This window comes from Bradyrhizobium sp. WSM1417, from assembly GCF_000515415.1.
Taxonomy (GTDB): domain Bacteria; phylum Pseudomonadota; class Alphaproteobacteria; order Rhizobiales; family Xanthobacteraceae; genus Bradyrhizobium.
Window position 1 is genome coordinate 3984948 of the sequence record NZ_KI911783.1, and the last position, 14023, is coordinate 3998970.

Below are 14023 nucleotides of genomic sequence, written 5' to 3' on the forward strand. Positions count from 1 at the left end.
AGATAGCGAGAAATGATCGCGTTTGGTCCTGCGATGCGACATCAGGCGAGAGAATTGCACGGGCAAGCATCGTTGACCGTGGGAGCCTGGATCATGACGGCGGATAGCAACGAACCCGAGCCGATTGCCGCAGCCGGCCCTTCGACGATCGTCGCCGACATCGCGATCGTTGGCGGCGGCCTTGCGGGCTCGCTGGCGGCGGCCGTGCTCGCGCGGTCAGGGTATCGTGTCGCTCTCGTCGACAAGCGCGCGGTCCATCCGGACGAGTTCCGGGTCGAGAAAATCGGCGGCCATCAGCTGGAGATGTTGCGTAAGCTGGGCTTCCTCGACGCGCTCGACAAGGTGGCCTGCCGATATGACCAGGTGCTCAATATCAGGGACGGCAAGGTGGTCGATGTCAGCGTCGGCCGGGCGTATGGACTCCCCTATGCCGATCTCGTCGCCATGGCGCGCAGCCAACTGCCTGATCCGTCCAGCCTGATCGTCGACGAGGTCACGGCCGTCAACTGTAGCGACGATATCCAGCATATCGAGCTCGCGTCCGGACGGCGTATAACTGCGCGCCTCGTCGTGCTGGCCACGGGCATGGCGGGCGTTCTCGGCTACAAGCTCGGCATCAAGCGGCGCGTGCTTGCGGAGCGCCATTCGGTTTCGTTCGGCTTCACGATCGCCCGCCGGGACGATGCGCCGTTCGATTTCGAAGCGCTGACCTGTTACGGCGAGCGCACGGCGGACGGCATCGATTATCTCAGCCTGTTTCCCGTGCGTGGCGGCATGCGGGCAAACCTCTTCATGTTCCGCGACCCGGCCGATCCGATCATGCGCGAATTGCGCCGCGAACCGGAAGCGACGGTTCTGCGCCTGCTGCCCGGATTGCGGCCTTACCTTGGCGATTTCCACGTGATCGACCGGGTGCAAAATTGGGTGATGGACCTGTCCGTCGTGGAAGGACATCTCCAGCCCGGCGTCGTGCTCATCGGCGATGCATTCCAGACCAATTGCCCGGCCGCCGGCACGGGAGTTGCCCGCCTGTTGGTCGACGTCGAGCGGCTCTGCACTGTATATGCGCCGCGTTGGCTGGTGACCGAGGGCATGAGCCGGGAGAAGATTTCGGAATTCTATTCCGATCCCGACAAGATCGCGGCCGACCAGCAGTCGCTGAAGATGGCGCGCTTCCGGCAGGCCCTGACGTCCCGCAACGATATCGGCTGGGATGTGCGGCGGCGGCTGCACTTCTTGCGACGCAGGATCACCCACCGGGTCGATCAAATGCGGCCAGGCTGGCTCGCGCAGGTTCGAAGCGCGCTACGCGCCTGAGAACCGTCGTATCGTCGGGGGCCTCGCGCCTGTCAGCGCGTTGGCGTTGACGTCCCCGTCGGCAGAAGCCTGAACTCCGACATTCGCTTGGCGGCCTGTTTGAGCCAGGGAGCCTGTTTCAGTGCGAACAAGGAAATGGCGCCCACCGTGCTGCCGGCCTGCGTGACCGCCCACATCGGCGAAGGCTGCGCGCCGAACAGTTTCTTGTAGGGCTCGTCACCGATGGTGAAATCGAGCATCTGATCCCCGCGCTCGATGCAGTCCTTCGCCACCTGCTCGAACATCAGTGCGCCCAGGGACTGGCTCTTGTATCCGGCAATGTCGAAGGCACTCATGATGACGAGGAAGCTGCCTCGATGGCAGAGCCCGAGCACGGCGGCGATCACCTCGCCATCCATCTTCATGGCATAGAGCCGGACAAAGGAGCCGAGGCCGCGCTGCGCCATCTCGGAATAGAAGCCGTAATATTCGGAGCGTTGGAGCAGATCGCCATCGCCTTGAGTCTGAAAGCGTGGACCGCGAAACTTCCTCATCACGTCCAATGCGTCGAGGACGGAGGCGCTGTCGCTGCAGCATGAAAAACTTAAGTCGCCCTTCTTCTGGAGCTGCCGGGATTTCTTTGCGAGCTCCTTCTGGTAGGAGCGGTCCATCGTACTGGCGCGCCATTGCTCGAACGGCGCGACGAGAACGGTCGCGTAAGCGTTGGAGTCCATCGCGACGCGGCGGGGCGTCGCCAGGAGGTTCTCGATCGGAAGCCGTCCGTCCGGCAGCTTGGTCATTCGGAGCAGATCGAACGGGCGGACGAGGTACCTGATTTCCGCGCACGCACTCTCGTCCTTGAGCAACTCGGAAAAGATCTGCGGGCTGCACACCGGCGCCAGATAGTCGGAGACGCGGAGGTCGGCGAATTCGACGGTTCGTATCGGGCCGCGCCGGATCCGCAGCAAGGGCAGCACCATCGCAAGGCCGCCCGTCGCGCGGTGGCGGACCACGACAACGAGAGGCGTTGCGCCTGCATGAGACGCGAGCCTGGTATAGAGGGTGTCGAGCCAGAGCGGATGCTGGAACGCGGTGGCAGCCGAGTTGTCAAACAGCTCCGCGTAATCAGGCGACAGGAAGTCGAATCCCTGCTCGACGGCAATGTTGAACGTGCTGCTATGTCTGTTCATGATACCAGGGAAACCGGATAGCTCGGGACGATCGATCGAGCCGGACCTGCGCTTTATAGCAGGTTCGTTACGGGCGAGACACCGGCGGCGTGTGATTTGCATTAATGCCTCGCGCAAGGCTCACATCGTTACCAAACCGTTAATTTCTCACAACGGCGCCGCCTGGCGGCGTGAGATCGGCCTGCGCTAGCAAATTATTAACCGCGCTTAAGGAAGGTCATCTCATGGCCAGCCTGCAGACCGAGGTGGATTCCGGAGCACCCGGGAGCGCGATCTGGACGACGCGCAGCGTTGGCGTCGAGAAGATAGCCAGGTTCGCGATCAGCTGTTCGATCACCATCAACGTGGTCGCATCGATGGGCATCTTCAACGCAGCGCTACTGCCGGCGGAGCTGAGCTTTCTGCAACAGGCCGTTGCCCTTCTGATGTGGGCCGTCCTGATCTACGCAAGTGCATTCGTGCAGCCGCGCCTGCGGTTGCAGGTCAATCCCGATCTGGTGGCGCTGGTCGCATTCTACGCCTTCGCAATTGTCTCGGTGTTCTGGTCCAGCCTGAGCGTCGCGGCGATCATGAAGAGCGCGGCGCTTGCGATGACGACGTTCGGTGCATTTTGCCTCGTCACGCGCGTCGACCTGGACGAAATCGTGAAAGCCACAGCCTTTGGGCTTTTGATATTGGTCGCCGCGTCGGCTGTCTGTGCGGTGGCCGTGCCCGACATCGGGATCGACCATAGCTGGATGCACAACGGCCAATGGCAGGGCGTCTACGAATCCAAGCAGACGCTCGGCTTCGTCGGCGCGTATCTGATGTTCTTGGCCTGCTATCGAAAGATGACGGGGCAGGGGTGGCTGGCTTTCCTCGCCGTGTTCCTGCTGGCGTCAACCTGTGTCTTCGCGTCGGAATCGCGCGGCGCCGGCGCTGTCGCTCTGGCCGCCTGCGCCATGCTCGTGACTTCGATGTGGTCGGTCGGCTGCATGAGGCTCTATGCGCTCCTGCCGTTCGTCATGTGCGTTCTGGCCGGACTTCTGATCCTGTACTTCTACGCGACGGGATACGACGCCATCCATATCGGCGATGCGAGCATCGATTTCACCGAGCGGACTTTCATCTGGCACTACGCGATAAGCCATTTCAACGATGCGCCGCTGCTCGGCTTCGGCATCAACGGCTTCTGGACAATCCCCTCGATCTACGATTATTTCGAACAGAATCACGGCTGGGTGCTCGACAATTATCATAGCGGCTACATCGCGATCCTGATGGAGACTGGATTTTTGGGATACACGCTCTTTGCCGCGAGCGTCCTCCTGTTCTCGCACAAGATCCTCCATCTGATTTCCGCTCGCACGATCGATCGGTCGCACTGTGCACTCATCATCGGATTCGTCGTCCTCAGCTTTCAGACCAATTTTACGGAGACGACGTTCCTTCGTTCGACGATGTTCACGTCCGTGCTCCTGGTGGGCTTTTTCTTTGCGACGTGCAGGCCGGTGCGACCGACGGATTTCCAGACTTTAGGAATGGAAGCAGTATGACCGCCATGCGCGCTCGCTGGCCGAGAAGCGTTAATCTCGCGGCTATTGTGGTTTTCCTTGCATCGCTGTCCTCCCACGCCCAGGGGGCCGAGCAGGTTGCCTCCCGTGACACGCCAAAACTGGGTCGCGGTATCAACATTCTCGGCTACGATGGAATCTGGGAAGGCGGCCAAAACGCGCCATTTCGCCTGGACAATTTGACCGCGATCAAGAAGGCCGGTTTCGCGCATGTCAGGATCAATTTCTTCGGCTTCAAGTTCATGGGGCCGGGGAATGTCATGGATGAGATCGTCCTGAGGCGGCTTGACGCCGTCATCGAGGAGGTTCTCGCGAGGAAGCTCATTCCCGTTGTCGACGAGCACGATACTCACCTTTGCCAACGCGACGTTTCCGGATGCGCCGAGAAGCTCAAGGCGTTCTGGCGGCAGATTGCCGAGCGCTATGCCGGCAAATATCCGGCACTCGTTTTCGAGGTGTTGAACGAGCCTGGTGGAGAAATGACGTCCGCCGGCTGGAATTCGCTCCTCAATGAATGTCTCGGGATCATCCGCCGCACCAATCCCGAACGGCCTGTCATCGCCGCCGTTCTCAACACGGACGAGATCCCTGTCGACGAGTTGGTTCTCCCGGCCGAGGACAGGCATCTCATCGTCACGTTTCATTATTACGCGCCGATACGGTTCACCCATCAGGGCGCGCCGTGGTCTCCGACGTTTTCGCGGATCGGGCCCCTGAACTGGGGCAGCCCGGAGGATGAAGCGAAGGCTGCCGCCGACTTCAGGAAGATGAGCCTCTGGGCGGAGAAAGAGCAGCGCCCTGTTTATGTCGGCGAGTTCGGAGTGTACGAGCGTGCGCCGTCCGACAGCCGGCAGCGGTATTTGTCATTCGTGGCGAGAAGCGCCGACAGGCTCGGCTGGTCATGGGCCTACTGGCAGTTCGATCATGACTTCGCGGCGTTCGACAGTGCGCGTCAGGCCTGGAAGCCGGGTATCCTGCGTGCGTTGATGCCGGCGACGCGTTGAAATCGCGTCCCGAGTCCGTTTACTTGGCGGAAGGGGTGACGGGCAGGACCCGTCGGGCAAAACACCCGGCACCCCGTCAACCCATTTCCGTGAAAATATTCCGCTTTACCGAAATTCGGAAATGACGTATGTGTCGGCCATCCCGGCTCATCCTTGAGGGGCGATCTTGTGGTCGTCATGTTCGCGAGCCGGGCTTGCGGTGGACGCGGCAGCGTTCGGGTGCGAGAGGTGTGGGCAGGGCGGATTGCTCTCCGTGAGCCCAAGGCTTCGTTCCGACGAGCGGCGCTGCTAGGTTCGTCTCGCCTGTAAGTTTCCGGCTCCGTCGACAGGGCTGGGAAAACTGCGGCGAAATGGCGGGCCGTGCGTACGGCAAAACCGTGTGGTCCTGGCCGTCGTTGCTACGGTCAAGCTCTTGCGGATGCGGCATCTGCGTCAACCGGCGTGGTGTCGGCGACTTCTGTGAGGACGAGGGAGGCCAAAAGGAACTCGGCTCCCGGGAGAGCACGGCATAAGCCGTCCAACCATCGCGCAGGGAAGGCCGAGTGATTGGCTACACCTGTATGCTGCTGTGCGGTTTTCCTGCGTGTGCTTTTCGCGCAGCGGACCGCGGGTGCCAGCCGGCACCCGGCCTTCCCTGTGCCCTCTTGGACAAGAGGGTGGAGTGACCAAGCAAAGCTCGGGCGAATGCGCCGCGAGAATGCGGCGGTGCGTCCGCCTACTCCTTGTCCCTAACGCTAGGGACAGACACGTTGCTGCGATCCGCTTAGCATGATCCGCCTAGTCGCTCGGGACCGCGGGACGCCTTCTGGGCAGCGACGGCGCCTCCTGGGGAGCACTGCAAGCTCGCCGATGTACCCGGCGGAGGCATCAAAGCGGACGGGAGGAACAGGACATGAAGATCGGTTTCGCGCGAGCCTCGCTTCTTGTGGCATGCGTCCTCTATGGACATGCTGCTCACGCGGACATCAAGATTGGAATCGTGATTTCGGCAAGCGGCCCGGGATCCGCACTGGGCCAACCGCAGCTTAGGACGGTTGCAGCTCTTCCGAAAGAGATCGGTGGAGAGAAGGTGACCTATATCGTCCTGGACGACGAGTCGGATTCGACCAAAGGGATCCAGAACGCGCGCCGGCTGGTGATCCAGGACAAGGTCGACGTGCTGGTCGGCTCCTCTCTGACCCCGGTGACCATGCCGATGCTGGATGTCGCGCTCGAATCGAAGACGCCGCTGCTGTCGCTCGCCGCCGCTACGGCCATCGTCCAACCGATGGATGAGAAGCGCGCCTGGGCTTTCAAGGTCGTTCCCAATGACGACCTCATGGCGGCCGCCATCCTGAAGCATATCGCGACATCAGGCGTGAAGACGCTCGGCTATATCGGCGTTTCTGATGGATACGGCGAGGGCTACTACAAGGAGGTGAGCCGCCTCGCGCCCGCGTTGGGCCTGACCGTGACCACACATGAAGTCTATGCACGCGCCGACACCAGCGTCACCGGTCAGGCGCTGAAGGTGATGTCGACCAATCCCGATGCCGTCTTCATCGCGTCCGCGGGAACTCCGGCGGTCTTGCCGCAGCAGGCGCTCCGCGAGCGAGGATACGCCGGGAAGATATTTCAGACACACGGCGTGGCCAGTGAGGAGTTCATCAAGCTCGGTGGCGCGAACGTCGAAGGTGCCGTATTCGCGGGCGAGGCTTTTACCATTGCCGCCGATCTTCCCGCGGGAGATCCGTTCCGTCGCTCCACGGAGGAGTTCGTGACCGCGTATGAAGCGGCGAACGGGCAAAAGCCCAACATGTTTGCTGCTCACCTCTGGGATGTCGTCGCGCTGATCGGAAAAGCCGCACCGGATGCGCTGAAGATGGCAAAGCCTGGCACAACCGAATTTCGCGCGGCTCTGCGGGACGCACTCGAGCGAGGGCAGAACATCTATCTCAACAATGGGCTGTCGAACATGAGCAAGACCGATCACAACGGCTATGATGAGCGCTCGGCCTTTCTCATCAAGGTCGAAGGCGGGAAGTTCCGCCTGGCAAAGTAGCGGCGCGCCAATCAGGTCTTGTACGAGGTCGTGGGCGCGGGCAACCACGACTACGCGGATCCTGGTTGATGGTCCGTTGGGAGCCAGAGATGGTTGATTGGGATAGGGTCGTTCCATTCCCGGGCACCACCAGAAAAATCGATTTTCGATTTTCTATTGACCCCTCCGCGCGGCCTTGCCATCATTCGACCCATGGGTCCGCTTCAGTTTCATATGACCGGAAGCCCCGGGGATGGTCCGCGCAGCCTGACATCTGCGTTGCACGAGCGCTTGCGCGCCGACATCCTGGCGACGCGGCTGCTTCCGGGGCAGAAGCTGCATATCGCCGGCCTCGCCAAACAGTTTTCCGTGAGCCTTGCCGCCGTACGTGAGGCGCTTTCCCGACTGGTCGCCGACGGGCTCGTGCTGGCGTCCGACCAGCGTGGCTTCCGGGTGAGCCAGGTGTCACTCGCCGATCTCGCCGACGTGACGCAGACCCGGATCGACATCGAGGGCCTTGCGCTCCGTCGCTCGATCGAGCGGGGCGACGATGCCTGGCTTGCCTCGGTGAAATCCGCCTGGGCGGACCTGAAGGCCGTTCCCTATCGCTACCCCGACGACCCGACAGTGCATTATGAGGAGTGGGTGGTCCGCCATCGCATCTTCCATCGTGCACTGGTCAATGCCTGCGGCTCGCCGTGGCTGCTCGGCTTCCGCGACGTGCTGCACGAACAAAGCGAGCGATATCGCCGCCTCTCGATCCGCAGGGAGGTCGGCAAGCCGCGCGACGTCGAGGCTGAACATAAGGCGATTGTCGCTGCCGTCGTCAAACGCGACGTGGATGCGGCGGTTCGCGCATTGGCAAAGCACTTCGGCATCACCAAAGAGTTTGTCGAGCTCGCCGCGCCTCGCATTGCGGAGGTGAACGGCGCGAACTGACGATCCGGAAAAATTCGGCAAAGAAAAACAGAGACCGGGAGGAAACAGATCATGAAAATAACTCGCCGCAAGGCGCTATTGGCGTCGCTCTTCGTAGCCGGCGTGCTCGCCGGCCCTGCCGCCGCGGCCGAAACCATCCGCGTCGGCCTGCCGACCAAGACCTACTGGCCGACGACGATCGCCGAGACGGCCGTGCGGCAGAAATTGTTCGAGAAGGAAGGCATCCAGGCCGAACTGACGATCTACCGCAGTGGTGCAGAGACGTTCGAAGGCATGGCTGCGGGTGCGGCCGACATCATCCTCGATCCGCCCTCGCTGGTCTCCGCGGGACGCAAGAAGGGTGTGATGTCACGGATCGTGGCCAATGCCGCGATGGGAAATTTTGGCTGGCAGTTGATGGTCCCGGCCAAGTCGACGCTCGACGTCAAGGGCCTCAACGGCAAGAAGGTCGCGATCACCGCCGCCGGCTCCGGTTCCGACCTGCTCGCACTGTGGACACTCCAGGACAAGAAGATCGACTTCACGCGCGTCCCGGTTGGGGGCGGCGGTCTGGTGCCGAACCTCCTGGCAGGCAACGTCGATGCCGCCGTGGTCTATTCGCCGCTGAGCTTCCAGATCTCGAAGTCGGGCGAAGCCAAGTCGATTCTCGATTATGCCACGGCGGTGCCGCCGAACCTCACGGCAGGCTGGATCGTGCTGGACAAATTGGCGGAGACAAAGCCTCAGCTGGTTCAGAAGGCGGTGAACGCCCTCTATGGCGCGGTTGCGTTCATGCGCGCCAATCGCGACATGACCGTCAAGCTGATCGCCGAGCTCTACGAAATGCCGGCCGAGATCGCCGCCCTGGAATATGACAACACGATCATGAAGCTCGAGACCAGCGGCGACATGGGCGCACCTGACGTGAACGCGGCCGTGCAGCTGTCCCTAGACCTCGCCAAGCTCGGCGGGCTCAAGGACATCGTGCCGGTCGAGGACGTCATCTCGACCAGGTTCAAGCCGGTTCCAACCAAGCCGTAACGATGCAGAACTCGCTCGCCATCAAGCTCGCACGGATCGCGATCGTCATCGCGGTCCTGGCGCTGTGGGAGTTGCTGTCGCGCACCGGCATCGTCAATCCGCGCCTGCTGCCCTCGGCGTCCGACACGTTTGCGACGCTCGGTGACCTCCTGCAGCGCGCGGCCGTGCGGAAAGACCTGATGGTGACGGCGACCGAAGTGCTGGCTGCATTCGCGCTGGCCGTCCCCTTCGGTGCCGTGATCGGCTTCCTGGTTGCGGAGAACCGCTACTTCGCCGACGTGGCCAAGCCGCTGCTGTTCTTTGCCTTCAGCATCCCGAAGTCGATCTTCCTGCCGATGTTCATCCTCGTATTCGGCGTCGGCTTCGCCCAGAAGGTCGGCTTTGGCTTCTTCTCCACGATCTTCATCGTGATCATGTCGACGACCACGGCGGTGGAGTCGGTCAAGGTCGAGCATCTCACGGTGGCGCGCTCGTATGGCGCAACTCCGATGCAGACCGCTCTCCGGGTCTATCTGCCGAGCATGCTGCCGGTGCTGCTGGAGGCCCTGCGAATCTCCATGATCTTCAACCTCACCGGCGTGATCCTTGCCGAGATGTACGCCTCGCGCGACGGCATCGGCCACCAGATCGCGACCTGGGGCGAGAACTTTCAAATGAAGCAGCTCCTCGCGGGCGTCGTGATGGTCGCCGCGATCGCCATGACCTTCAACGAACTTGTCAGATGGGTGGAAACGCGATGCAGCCATTGGCGAACGTGACACCGTTGAAGCCTCCTGCGCGGGCCGGCGCGATCGAGGTGAAGAATGTCGGCCAGGTCTTCAAGACCAGGTCCCAGGACGTGGTCGCCCTGGAAGACGTTTCGCTCGATATCAAGCCGGGTCGCTTCGTCGTGCTGGTCGGCCCGAGCGGGTGCGGCAAGTCGACGCTTTTGATGATGATGGCGGGCCTGCGCCAGCAGACCTCGGGCACGATCACGATCAATGGCGCGCCGATTCCGCAGCCCGATCCGGACAGGGTTGGCGTGGTGTTCCAGGAGGCGAGCCTGTTTCCCTGGCTGACGGCCGAAGACAACGTCGAGTTTCCGCTGGCCCTGCGTGGCGTGCCCAAGGCGGAGCGCCGCGCCAAGGCGCAGGATGCGCTCACGCTGGTCGGCCTCGACGGATTCGGCAGGCGCCATCCGCACGAGCTCTCGGGCGGCATGAAGCAGCGCGTCTCGATCGCGCGTGGGCTGGTGCAGGACCCGCCGGTGCTGCTGATGGACGAGCCGTTCGCGGCGCTCGACGAGCAGACCCGCATGACCATGGGTGACGAGCTGCTGCGCATCTGGGCGGCGACCGGCAAGACCGTCGTCTTCGTCACGCACAGTCTCACCGAAGCGGTCTATCTCGCCGACGAGGTGATCGTGATGTCGGCGCGGCCCGGCCGCATCGTCGATCATCTCCAGGTCCAACTGCCGCGGCCCCGCACCTTTGAGATGCTGAGCGGCGATGCCTTCGGGAGCTTGCGCGACCGCATCTGGCGGCATATCCGCAAATCGGCATGAGGCGGAGATGAACGCCAAATTAAGTGCGAAGACGCTGCGACGTCTGATCGTGATCGGCCTGATTGCGCTGTGGGAGCTGCTGCCGCGCACCGGTCTCATTCCCGAGCTGTTCCTGCCGTCCCTGTCATCGACGCTGATGGCCGGATGGACCGACGCGGCCGAATACGGTCACGCGCTCGCAGTGACGCTTTATGAGGTGCTGATCTCCATGGCCTTCGCCTGCGGCGGCGGCATCCTGCTTGGCGCTATCGTCGGCAGCCTGCCGCGTCCGCGCGTCCTGATCATGCCGATGGTGTCGAGCCTCTATGCGGTGCCGCTCGTGATCCTCTATCCCGTCTTCACGGTGTGGCTCGGCATCGGCTCGGAATCCAAGATCGCCTTCGCCTCGATTTACGGTTTCCTGCCAACGATGCTGGCCACCGCCGCCGGCATCCAGACCATCGACCCTCAGCTCCTGCTCGCGGCACGCAGCATGGGCGCCACGCTGAACCAGCGGTTGGTTCGCGTCATCATTCCCGCGGCGATTCCGACCGTGCTGTCGGGGCTCCGCGTGGGAGGCGCGCTGGTCATCGTTGGCGTCGTCGTCTCGGAGATGCTGATTTCCTCGGCCGGCATCGGTTATTTGATCTCCCGCTACCGCACGATCCTCGACAGTCCGCACGTGTTCGCCGGCGTCCTCCTCGTGCTGTTCATGGCGATCGCCTTCAATGCCGCGATCCGGGGGATCGAGCGCAAGGCGGCGATCTGGCAGACCGGCACGCGCGCTGGTCAGGCCAACGATGACATCGCATCGGGCGCGATGCAGCCGGCGACCTGAGGAAATTCCGCGTGTTCGATCTGACCCTGACATTCGACAACGGCCCCGATCCCAACGTGACGCAGCGCGTGCTCGACACTCTCGGAGAGCGCGGCATCAAGACCACGTTCTTCGTCATCGGCGAGAAGCTCGCCGATCCCGCGCGGCATGGCCTTGCGATGCGCGCGCACGGAGAGGGGCACTGGATCGGCAATCACACCTTCACCCACAGCATCCCGCTCGGTGAGCAGCCGGATCGCGACACAGCGAAGAGCGAAATTGGCCGCACCCAGACTGCGATCGGTGATCTCGCCCATCCACAGCGCTGGTTCCGGCCGTTCGGTGGCGGCGGCAACCTTGATACGCGGCTGCTGAAACCATCCGTCGTCGATTACCTCATCCGCAACAAGCACAGCTGCGTGCTCTGGAATGCGATTCCCCGCGATTGGGACGATCCCGACGGCTGGACCGAGCGCGCCGTTGTCCAGTGCAGCCGGCAGCCCTGGACGCTGATGGTTCTGCACGATCTTCCGACCGGGGCGATGAACCATCTGGAGCGGTTCCTCGACCGCGCCGAGGCGGCCGGCGCCCGTTTCCGCCAGGATTTCCCGCCACAATGCGTTCCGATCCGCAATGGCGCGATCGCACTTCCGATCAACGACTATGTTTCCTCCATCGAAGAGAGCGTTTGACTGATGAAAGTTGCAAGCTTCACGACCGCCGGCACCGCGAGCTTTGGTATTGTCACCGACAACGGCGTCATCGATGCCGGCAAGCGTCTCAAGGCCTATCCGACGCTGAAGACGCTGCTTGCCAAGGGATCACTCGACGAACTGAAAAAGCTTGCCGGCGAGAAGCCGGACTATTCGCTGCAGGACGTTACGCTGCTGCCGACGGTCCCTGATCCCGACAAGATCTTCTGCATCGGCGTCAACTACGCCACGCATCTGGCCGAGAGCGGCCATCCCACCCCGCCACACCCGATGATCTTCACCCGTTTCGCCAACAGCCAGGTCGGACATGGCCAGCCGATGATCCGGCCGCTCGAATCCGAGCGATTCGACTATGAGGGCGAGATGGCGGTTGTCATCGGCAAGGCCGGCCGCCGCATCTCGCGCGAAGCCGCGTTGAGCCATGTCGCCGGTTATGCCTGCTACAATGACGGTAGCATCCGCGACTGGCAGCGTCACACCTCACAATTCGCGCCCGGCAAGAATTTCGCCGGCACAGGCGGCTTTGGGCCCTGGATGGTCACGACCGACGAATTGACCGACGTCAGCAAGCAGACCTTGATTACCCGGCTCAACGGCGTCGAGGTGCAGAAGGCCCCGATCTCCGATCTCGTCTTCGACGTGCCGGCGCTGATTGCTTACTGCTCGACCTTCACCGAGCTCGCGCCAGGCGACGTCATCGTCACAGGGACGACCGGCGGTGTCGGCGCTTATCGCAATCCGCCGTTGTGGATGAAGGGCGGCGACGTCGTGGAGATCGAGATTTCCGGGATCGGGATTCTCCGCAATCCCGTCAAGGATGAAGTGCCGGCCAGGGCGACGCGCGCAACCTGATTGGCTGCGCTCGACAACAACAAGAAGGAGACCCTCATGCCGATGCCAACGCATATCCTCCCGACCACGGTGGTCGGAAGTTATCCGCAGCCGGAATGGCTGGTGAATCGCGCCATGCTGTCGAAGGTGGTGCCGCGCACGCGCCTGCACGACATGTGGCGGCTGCCAGCGGAACATCTGGAGGAGGCCCAGGATGATGCGACGATCGTCGCGATCCGCGACATGGAGCGCGCCGGCATCGACATCGTGACCGATGGCGAAATCCGCCGCGAGAGCTACTCCAACCGCTTCGCCACGGCGCTCGACGGTATCGACGCGGACAATCCCGCGATAATCGTGGCGCGCACCGGTAACACCCAGACCCCGGTGCCACGTGTCGTCGGGCCAGTGAAACGCAAGGGGCCGGTCGAGCTGCACGACATGCAGTTCCTGCGCAGGAACACCGATCGTGCAGCGAAGATCACCCTGCCGGGTCCGTTCACCATGAGCCAGCAGGCCAAGAACGAGTTCTACAAGGACGACGAAGAGCTCGCGATGGCCTTGGCGGAGGCCGTCAATGCCGAAGCACTCGATCTGCAAAGAGCAGGCGCGGACGTGATCCAGCTCGACGAGCCCTGGGTCCGGAACAATCCGGATGCCGCCAGGCGCTACGCCGTCAAGGCGATCAACCGCGCGCTGAAGGGCATCACAGTGCCGACCGTCGTGCATCTGTGTTTCGGCTATGCGGCGGTCGTGCCAGGCTCGAACAAGCCGGCCGGTTATTCGTTCCTCGCCGAGCTCGACGATACGACTGCCGACCAGATCTCGATCGAGGCGGCGCAGCCAAAACTCGATCTCGGTGTTCTGAAGGACCTCTCCTCAAAGAAAATCATGCTTGGCGTGCTCGACCTCGCAGACCCCCAGATCGAGAGCGTCGACACGGTCGCCGACCGCATTCGCAACGGCCTGAAATATGTGTCGCCTGATCGTCTCGTTCCGGCGCCCGATTGCGGCATGAAATACATGCCACGCGCTGTCGCGTTCGGGAAATTGAAGGCGATGTGCGATGCGGCGGCGAAGGTTCGGCAGGAGCTTCGTTGACGAGGTTCGAGCCGTTC

13 protein-coding genes are annotated in these 14023 nt (G+C 62.5%); 12 read left to right on the plus strand and 1 reads right to left on the minus strand.

Annotated features, from left to right (window positions below):
- Window positions 1–93 precede the first annotated feature (93 nt).
- Complete coding sequence (locus tag BRA1417_RS0118950; RefSeq protein ID WP_027517141.1) at window positions 94–1317, plus strand: NAD(P)/FAD-dependent oxidoreductase; 1224 nt, start codon at window positions 94–96, stop codon at window positions 1315–1317.
- Between the two features lie 32 nt (window positions 1318–1349).
- On the opposite strand, the gene BRA1417_RS0118955 is transcribed toward BRA1417_RS0118950, so the two are convergent.
- Window positions 1350–2486, minus strand: coding sequence for a GNAT family N-acetyltransferase (locus BRA1417_RS0118955; RefSeq protein ID WP_027517142.1), 1137 nt, complete (start codon window positions 2484–2486; stop codon window positions 1350–1352).
- Between the two features lie 224 nt (window positions 2487–2710).
- On the opposite strand from BRA1417_RS0118955, the gene BRA1417_RS0118960 reads away from it, so the two are divergent.
- The 11 genes from BRA1417_RS0118960 (at window position 2711) to BRA1417_RS0119010 (ending at window position 14006) form a co-directional block, all read left to right on the plus strand.
- Window positions 2711–4021 (plus strand): O-antigen ligase family protein, encoded by a 1311-nt coding sequence (locus BRA1417_RS0118960; protein WP_027517143.1) that lies wholly within the window; start codon window positions 2711–2713, stop codon window positions 4019–4021.
- The gene (locus BRA1417_RS0118965; protein WP_027517144.1) at window positions 4018–5043 is read left to right on the plus strand and encodes a glycoside hydrolase family 5 protein; all 1026 of its coding nucleotides are present in this window, start codon (window positions 4018–4020) and stop codon (window positions 5041–5043) included. The genes BRA1417_RS0118960 and BRA1417_RS0118965 overlap by 4 nt, the downstream gene beginning before the upstream one ends.
- Before the next feature lie 892 nt (window positions 5044–5935).
- Window positions 5936–7084, plus strand: a complete 1149-nt coding sequence (locus tag BRA1417_RS0118970; protein WP_027517145.1) for an ABC transporter substrate-binding protein — start codon at window positions 5936–5938, stop codon at window positions 7082–7084.
- A 213-nt stretch (window positions 7085–7297) separates the two neighbouring features.
- Window positions 7298–8002 (plus strand): GntR family transcriptional regulator, encoded by a 705-nt coding sequence (locus tag BRA1417_RS0118975; protein WP_035968640.1) that lies wholly within the window; start codon window positions 7298–7300, stop codon window positions 8000–8002.
- 51 nt (window positions 8003–8053) lie between these two features.
- Window positions 8054–9022 (plus strand): ABC transporter substrate-binding protein, encoded by a 969-nt coding sequence (locus tag BRA1417_RS0118980; RefSeq protein ID WP_027517147.1) that lies wholly within the window; start codon window positions 8054–8056, stop codon window positions 9020–9022.
- A gap of 2 nt (window positions 9023–9024) precedes the next feature.
- Window positions 9025–9780: an ABC transporter permease gene (locus tag BRA1417_RS0118985; protein WP_027517148.1), complete on the plus strand. Its 756-nt coding sequence runs from the start codon at window positions 9025–9027 to the stop codon at window positions 9778–9780.
- Complete coding sequence (locus tag BRA1417_RS0118990) at window positions 9759–10565, plus strand: ABC transporter ATP-binding protein (protein ID WP_051448353.1); 807 nt, start codon at window positions 9759–9761, stop codon at window positions 10563–10565. Before BRA1417_RS0118985 ends, BRA1417_RS0118990 begins: the two co-directional genes overlap by 22 nt.
- Window positions 10566–10572: 7 nt before the next feature.
- Window positions 10573–11382: an ABC transporter permease gene (locus BRA1417_RS0118995; protein WP_027517150.1), complete on the plus strand. Its 810-nt coding sequence runs from the start codon at window positions 10573–10575 to the stop codon at window positions 11380–11382.
- 11 nt (window positions 11383–11393) lie between these two features.
- Window positions 11394–12053, plus strand: a complete 660-nt coding sequence (locus BRA1417_RS0119000; protein WP_027517151.1) for a polysaccharide deacetylase family protein — start codon at window positions 11394–11396, stop codon at window positions 12051–12053.
- A gap of 3 nt (window positions 12054–12056) precedes the next feature.
- Window positions 12057–12926: a fumarylacetoacetate hydrolase family protein gene (locus BRA1417_RS0119005; RefSeq protein ID WP_027517152.1), complete on the plus strand. Its 870-nt coding sequence runs from the start codon at window positions 12057–12059 to the stop codon at window positions 12924–12926.
- Between the two features lie 36 nt (window positions 12927–12962).
- Entirely contained in the window at window positions 12963–14006 is a 1044-nt protein-coding gene (locus tag BRA1417_RS0119010) for a uroporphyrinogen decarboxylase family protein (RefSeq protein WP_198034842.1), read from the plus strand.
- Window positions 14007–14023: the final 17 nt, after the last annotated feature.

Bases quoted from the DNA above. Each gene is read 5' to 3' on its own strand.
- BRA1417_RS0118950 (WP_027517141.1), top strand. From the start codon at position 94: ATGACGGCGGATAGCAACGAACCCGAGCCGATTGCCGCAGCCGGCCCT.
- BRA1417_RS0118955 (WP_027517142.1), bottom strand. From the start codon at position 2,486: ATGAACAGACATAGCAGCACGTTCAACATTGCCGTCGAGCAGGGATTC.
- BRA1417_RS0118960 (WP_027517143.1), top strand. From the start codon at position 2,711: ATGGCCAGCCTGCAGACCGAGGTGGATTCCGGAGCACCCGGGAGCGCG.
- BRA1417_RS0118965 (WP_027517144.1), top strand. From the start codon at position 4,018: ATGACCGCCATGCGCGCTCGCTGGCCGAGAAGCGTTAATCTCGCGGCT.
- BRA1417_RS0118970 (WP_027517145.1), top strand. From the start codon at position 5,936: ATGAAGATCGGTTTCGCGCGAGCCTCGCTTCTTGTGGCATGCGTCCTC.
- BRA1417_RS0118975 (WP_035968640.1), top strand. From the start codon at position 7,298: ATGACCGGAAGCCCCGGGGATGGTCCGCGCAGCCTGACATCTGCGTTG.
- BRA1417_RS0118980 (WP_027517147.1), top strand. From the start codon at position 8,054: ATGAAAATAACTCGCCGCAAGGCGCTATTGGCGTCGCTCTTCGTAGCC.
- BRA1417_RS0118985 (WP_027517148.1), top strand. From the start codon at position 9,025: ATGCAGAACTCGCTCGCCATCAAGCTCGCACGGATCGCGATCGTCATC.
- BRA1417_RS0118990 (WP_051448353.1), top strand. From the start codon at position 9,759: ATGCAGCCATTGGCGAACGTGACACCGTTGAAGCCTCCTGCGCGGGCC.
- BRA1417_RS0118995 (WP_027517150.1), top strand. From the start codon at position 10,573: ATGAACGCCAAATTAAGTGCGAAGACGCTGCGACGTCTGATCGTGATC.
- BRA1417_RS0119005 (WP_027517152.1), top strand. From the start codon at position 12,057: ATGAAAGTTGCAAGCTTCACGACCGCCGGCACCGCGAGCTTTGGTATT.
- BRA1417_RS0119010 (WP_198034842.1), top strand. From the start codon at position 12,963: ATGCCGATGCCAACGCATATCCTCCCGACCACGGTGGTCGGAAGTTAT.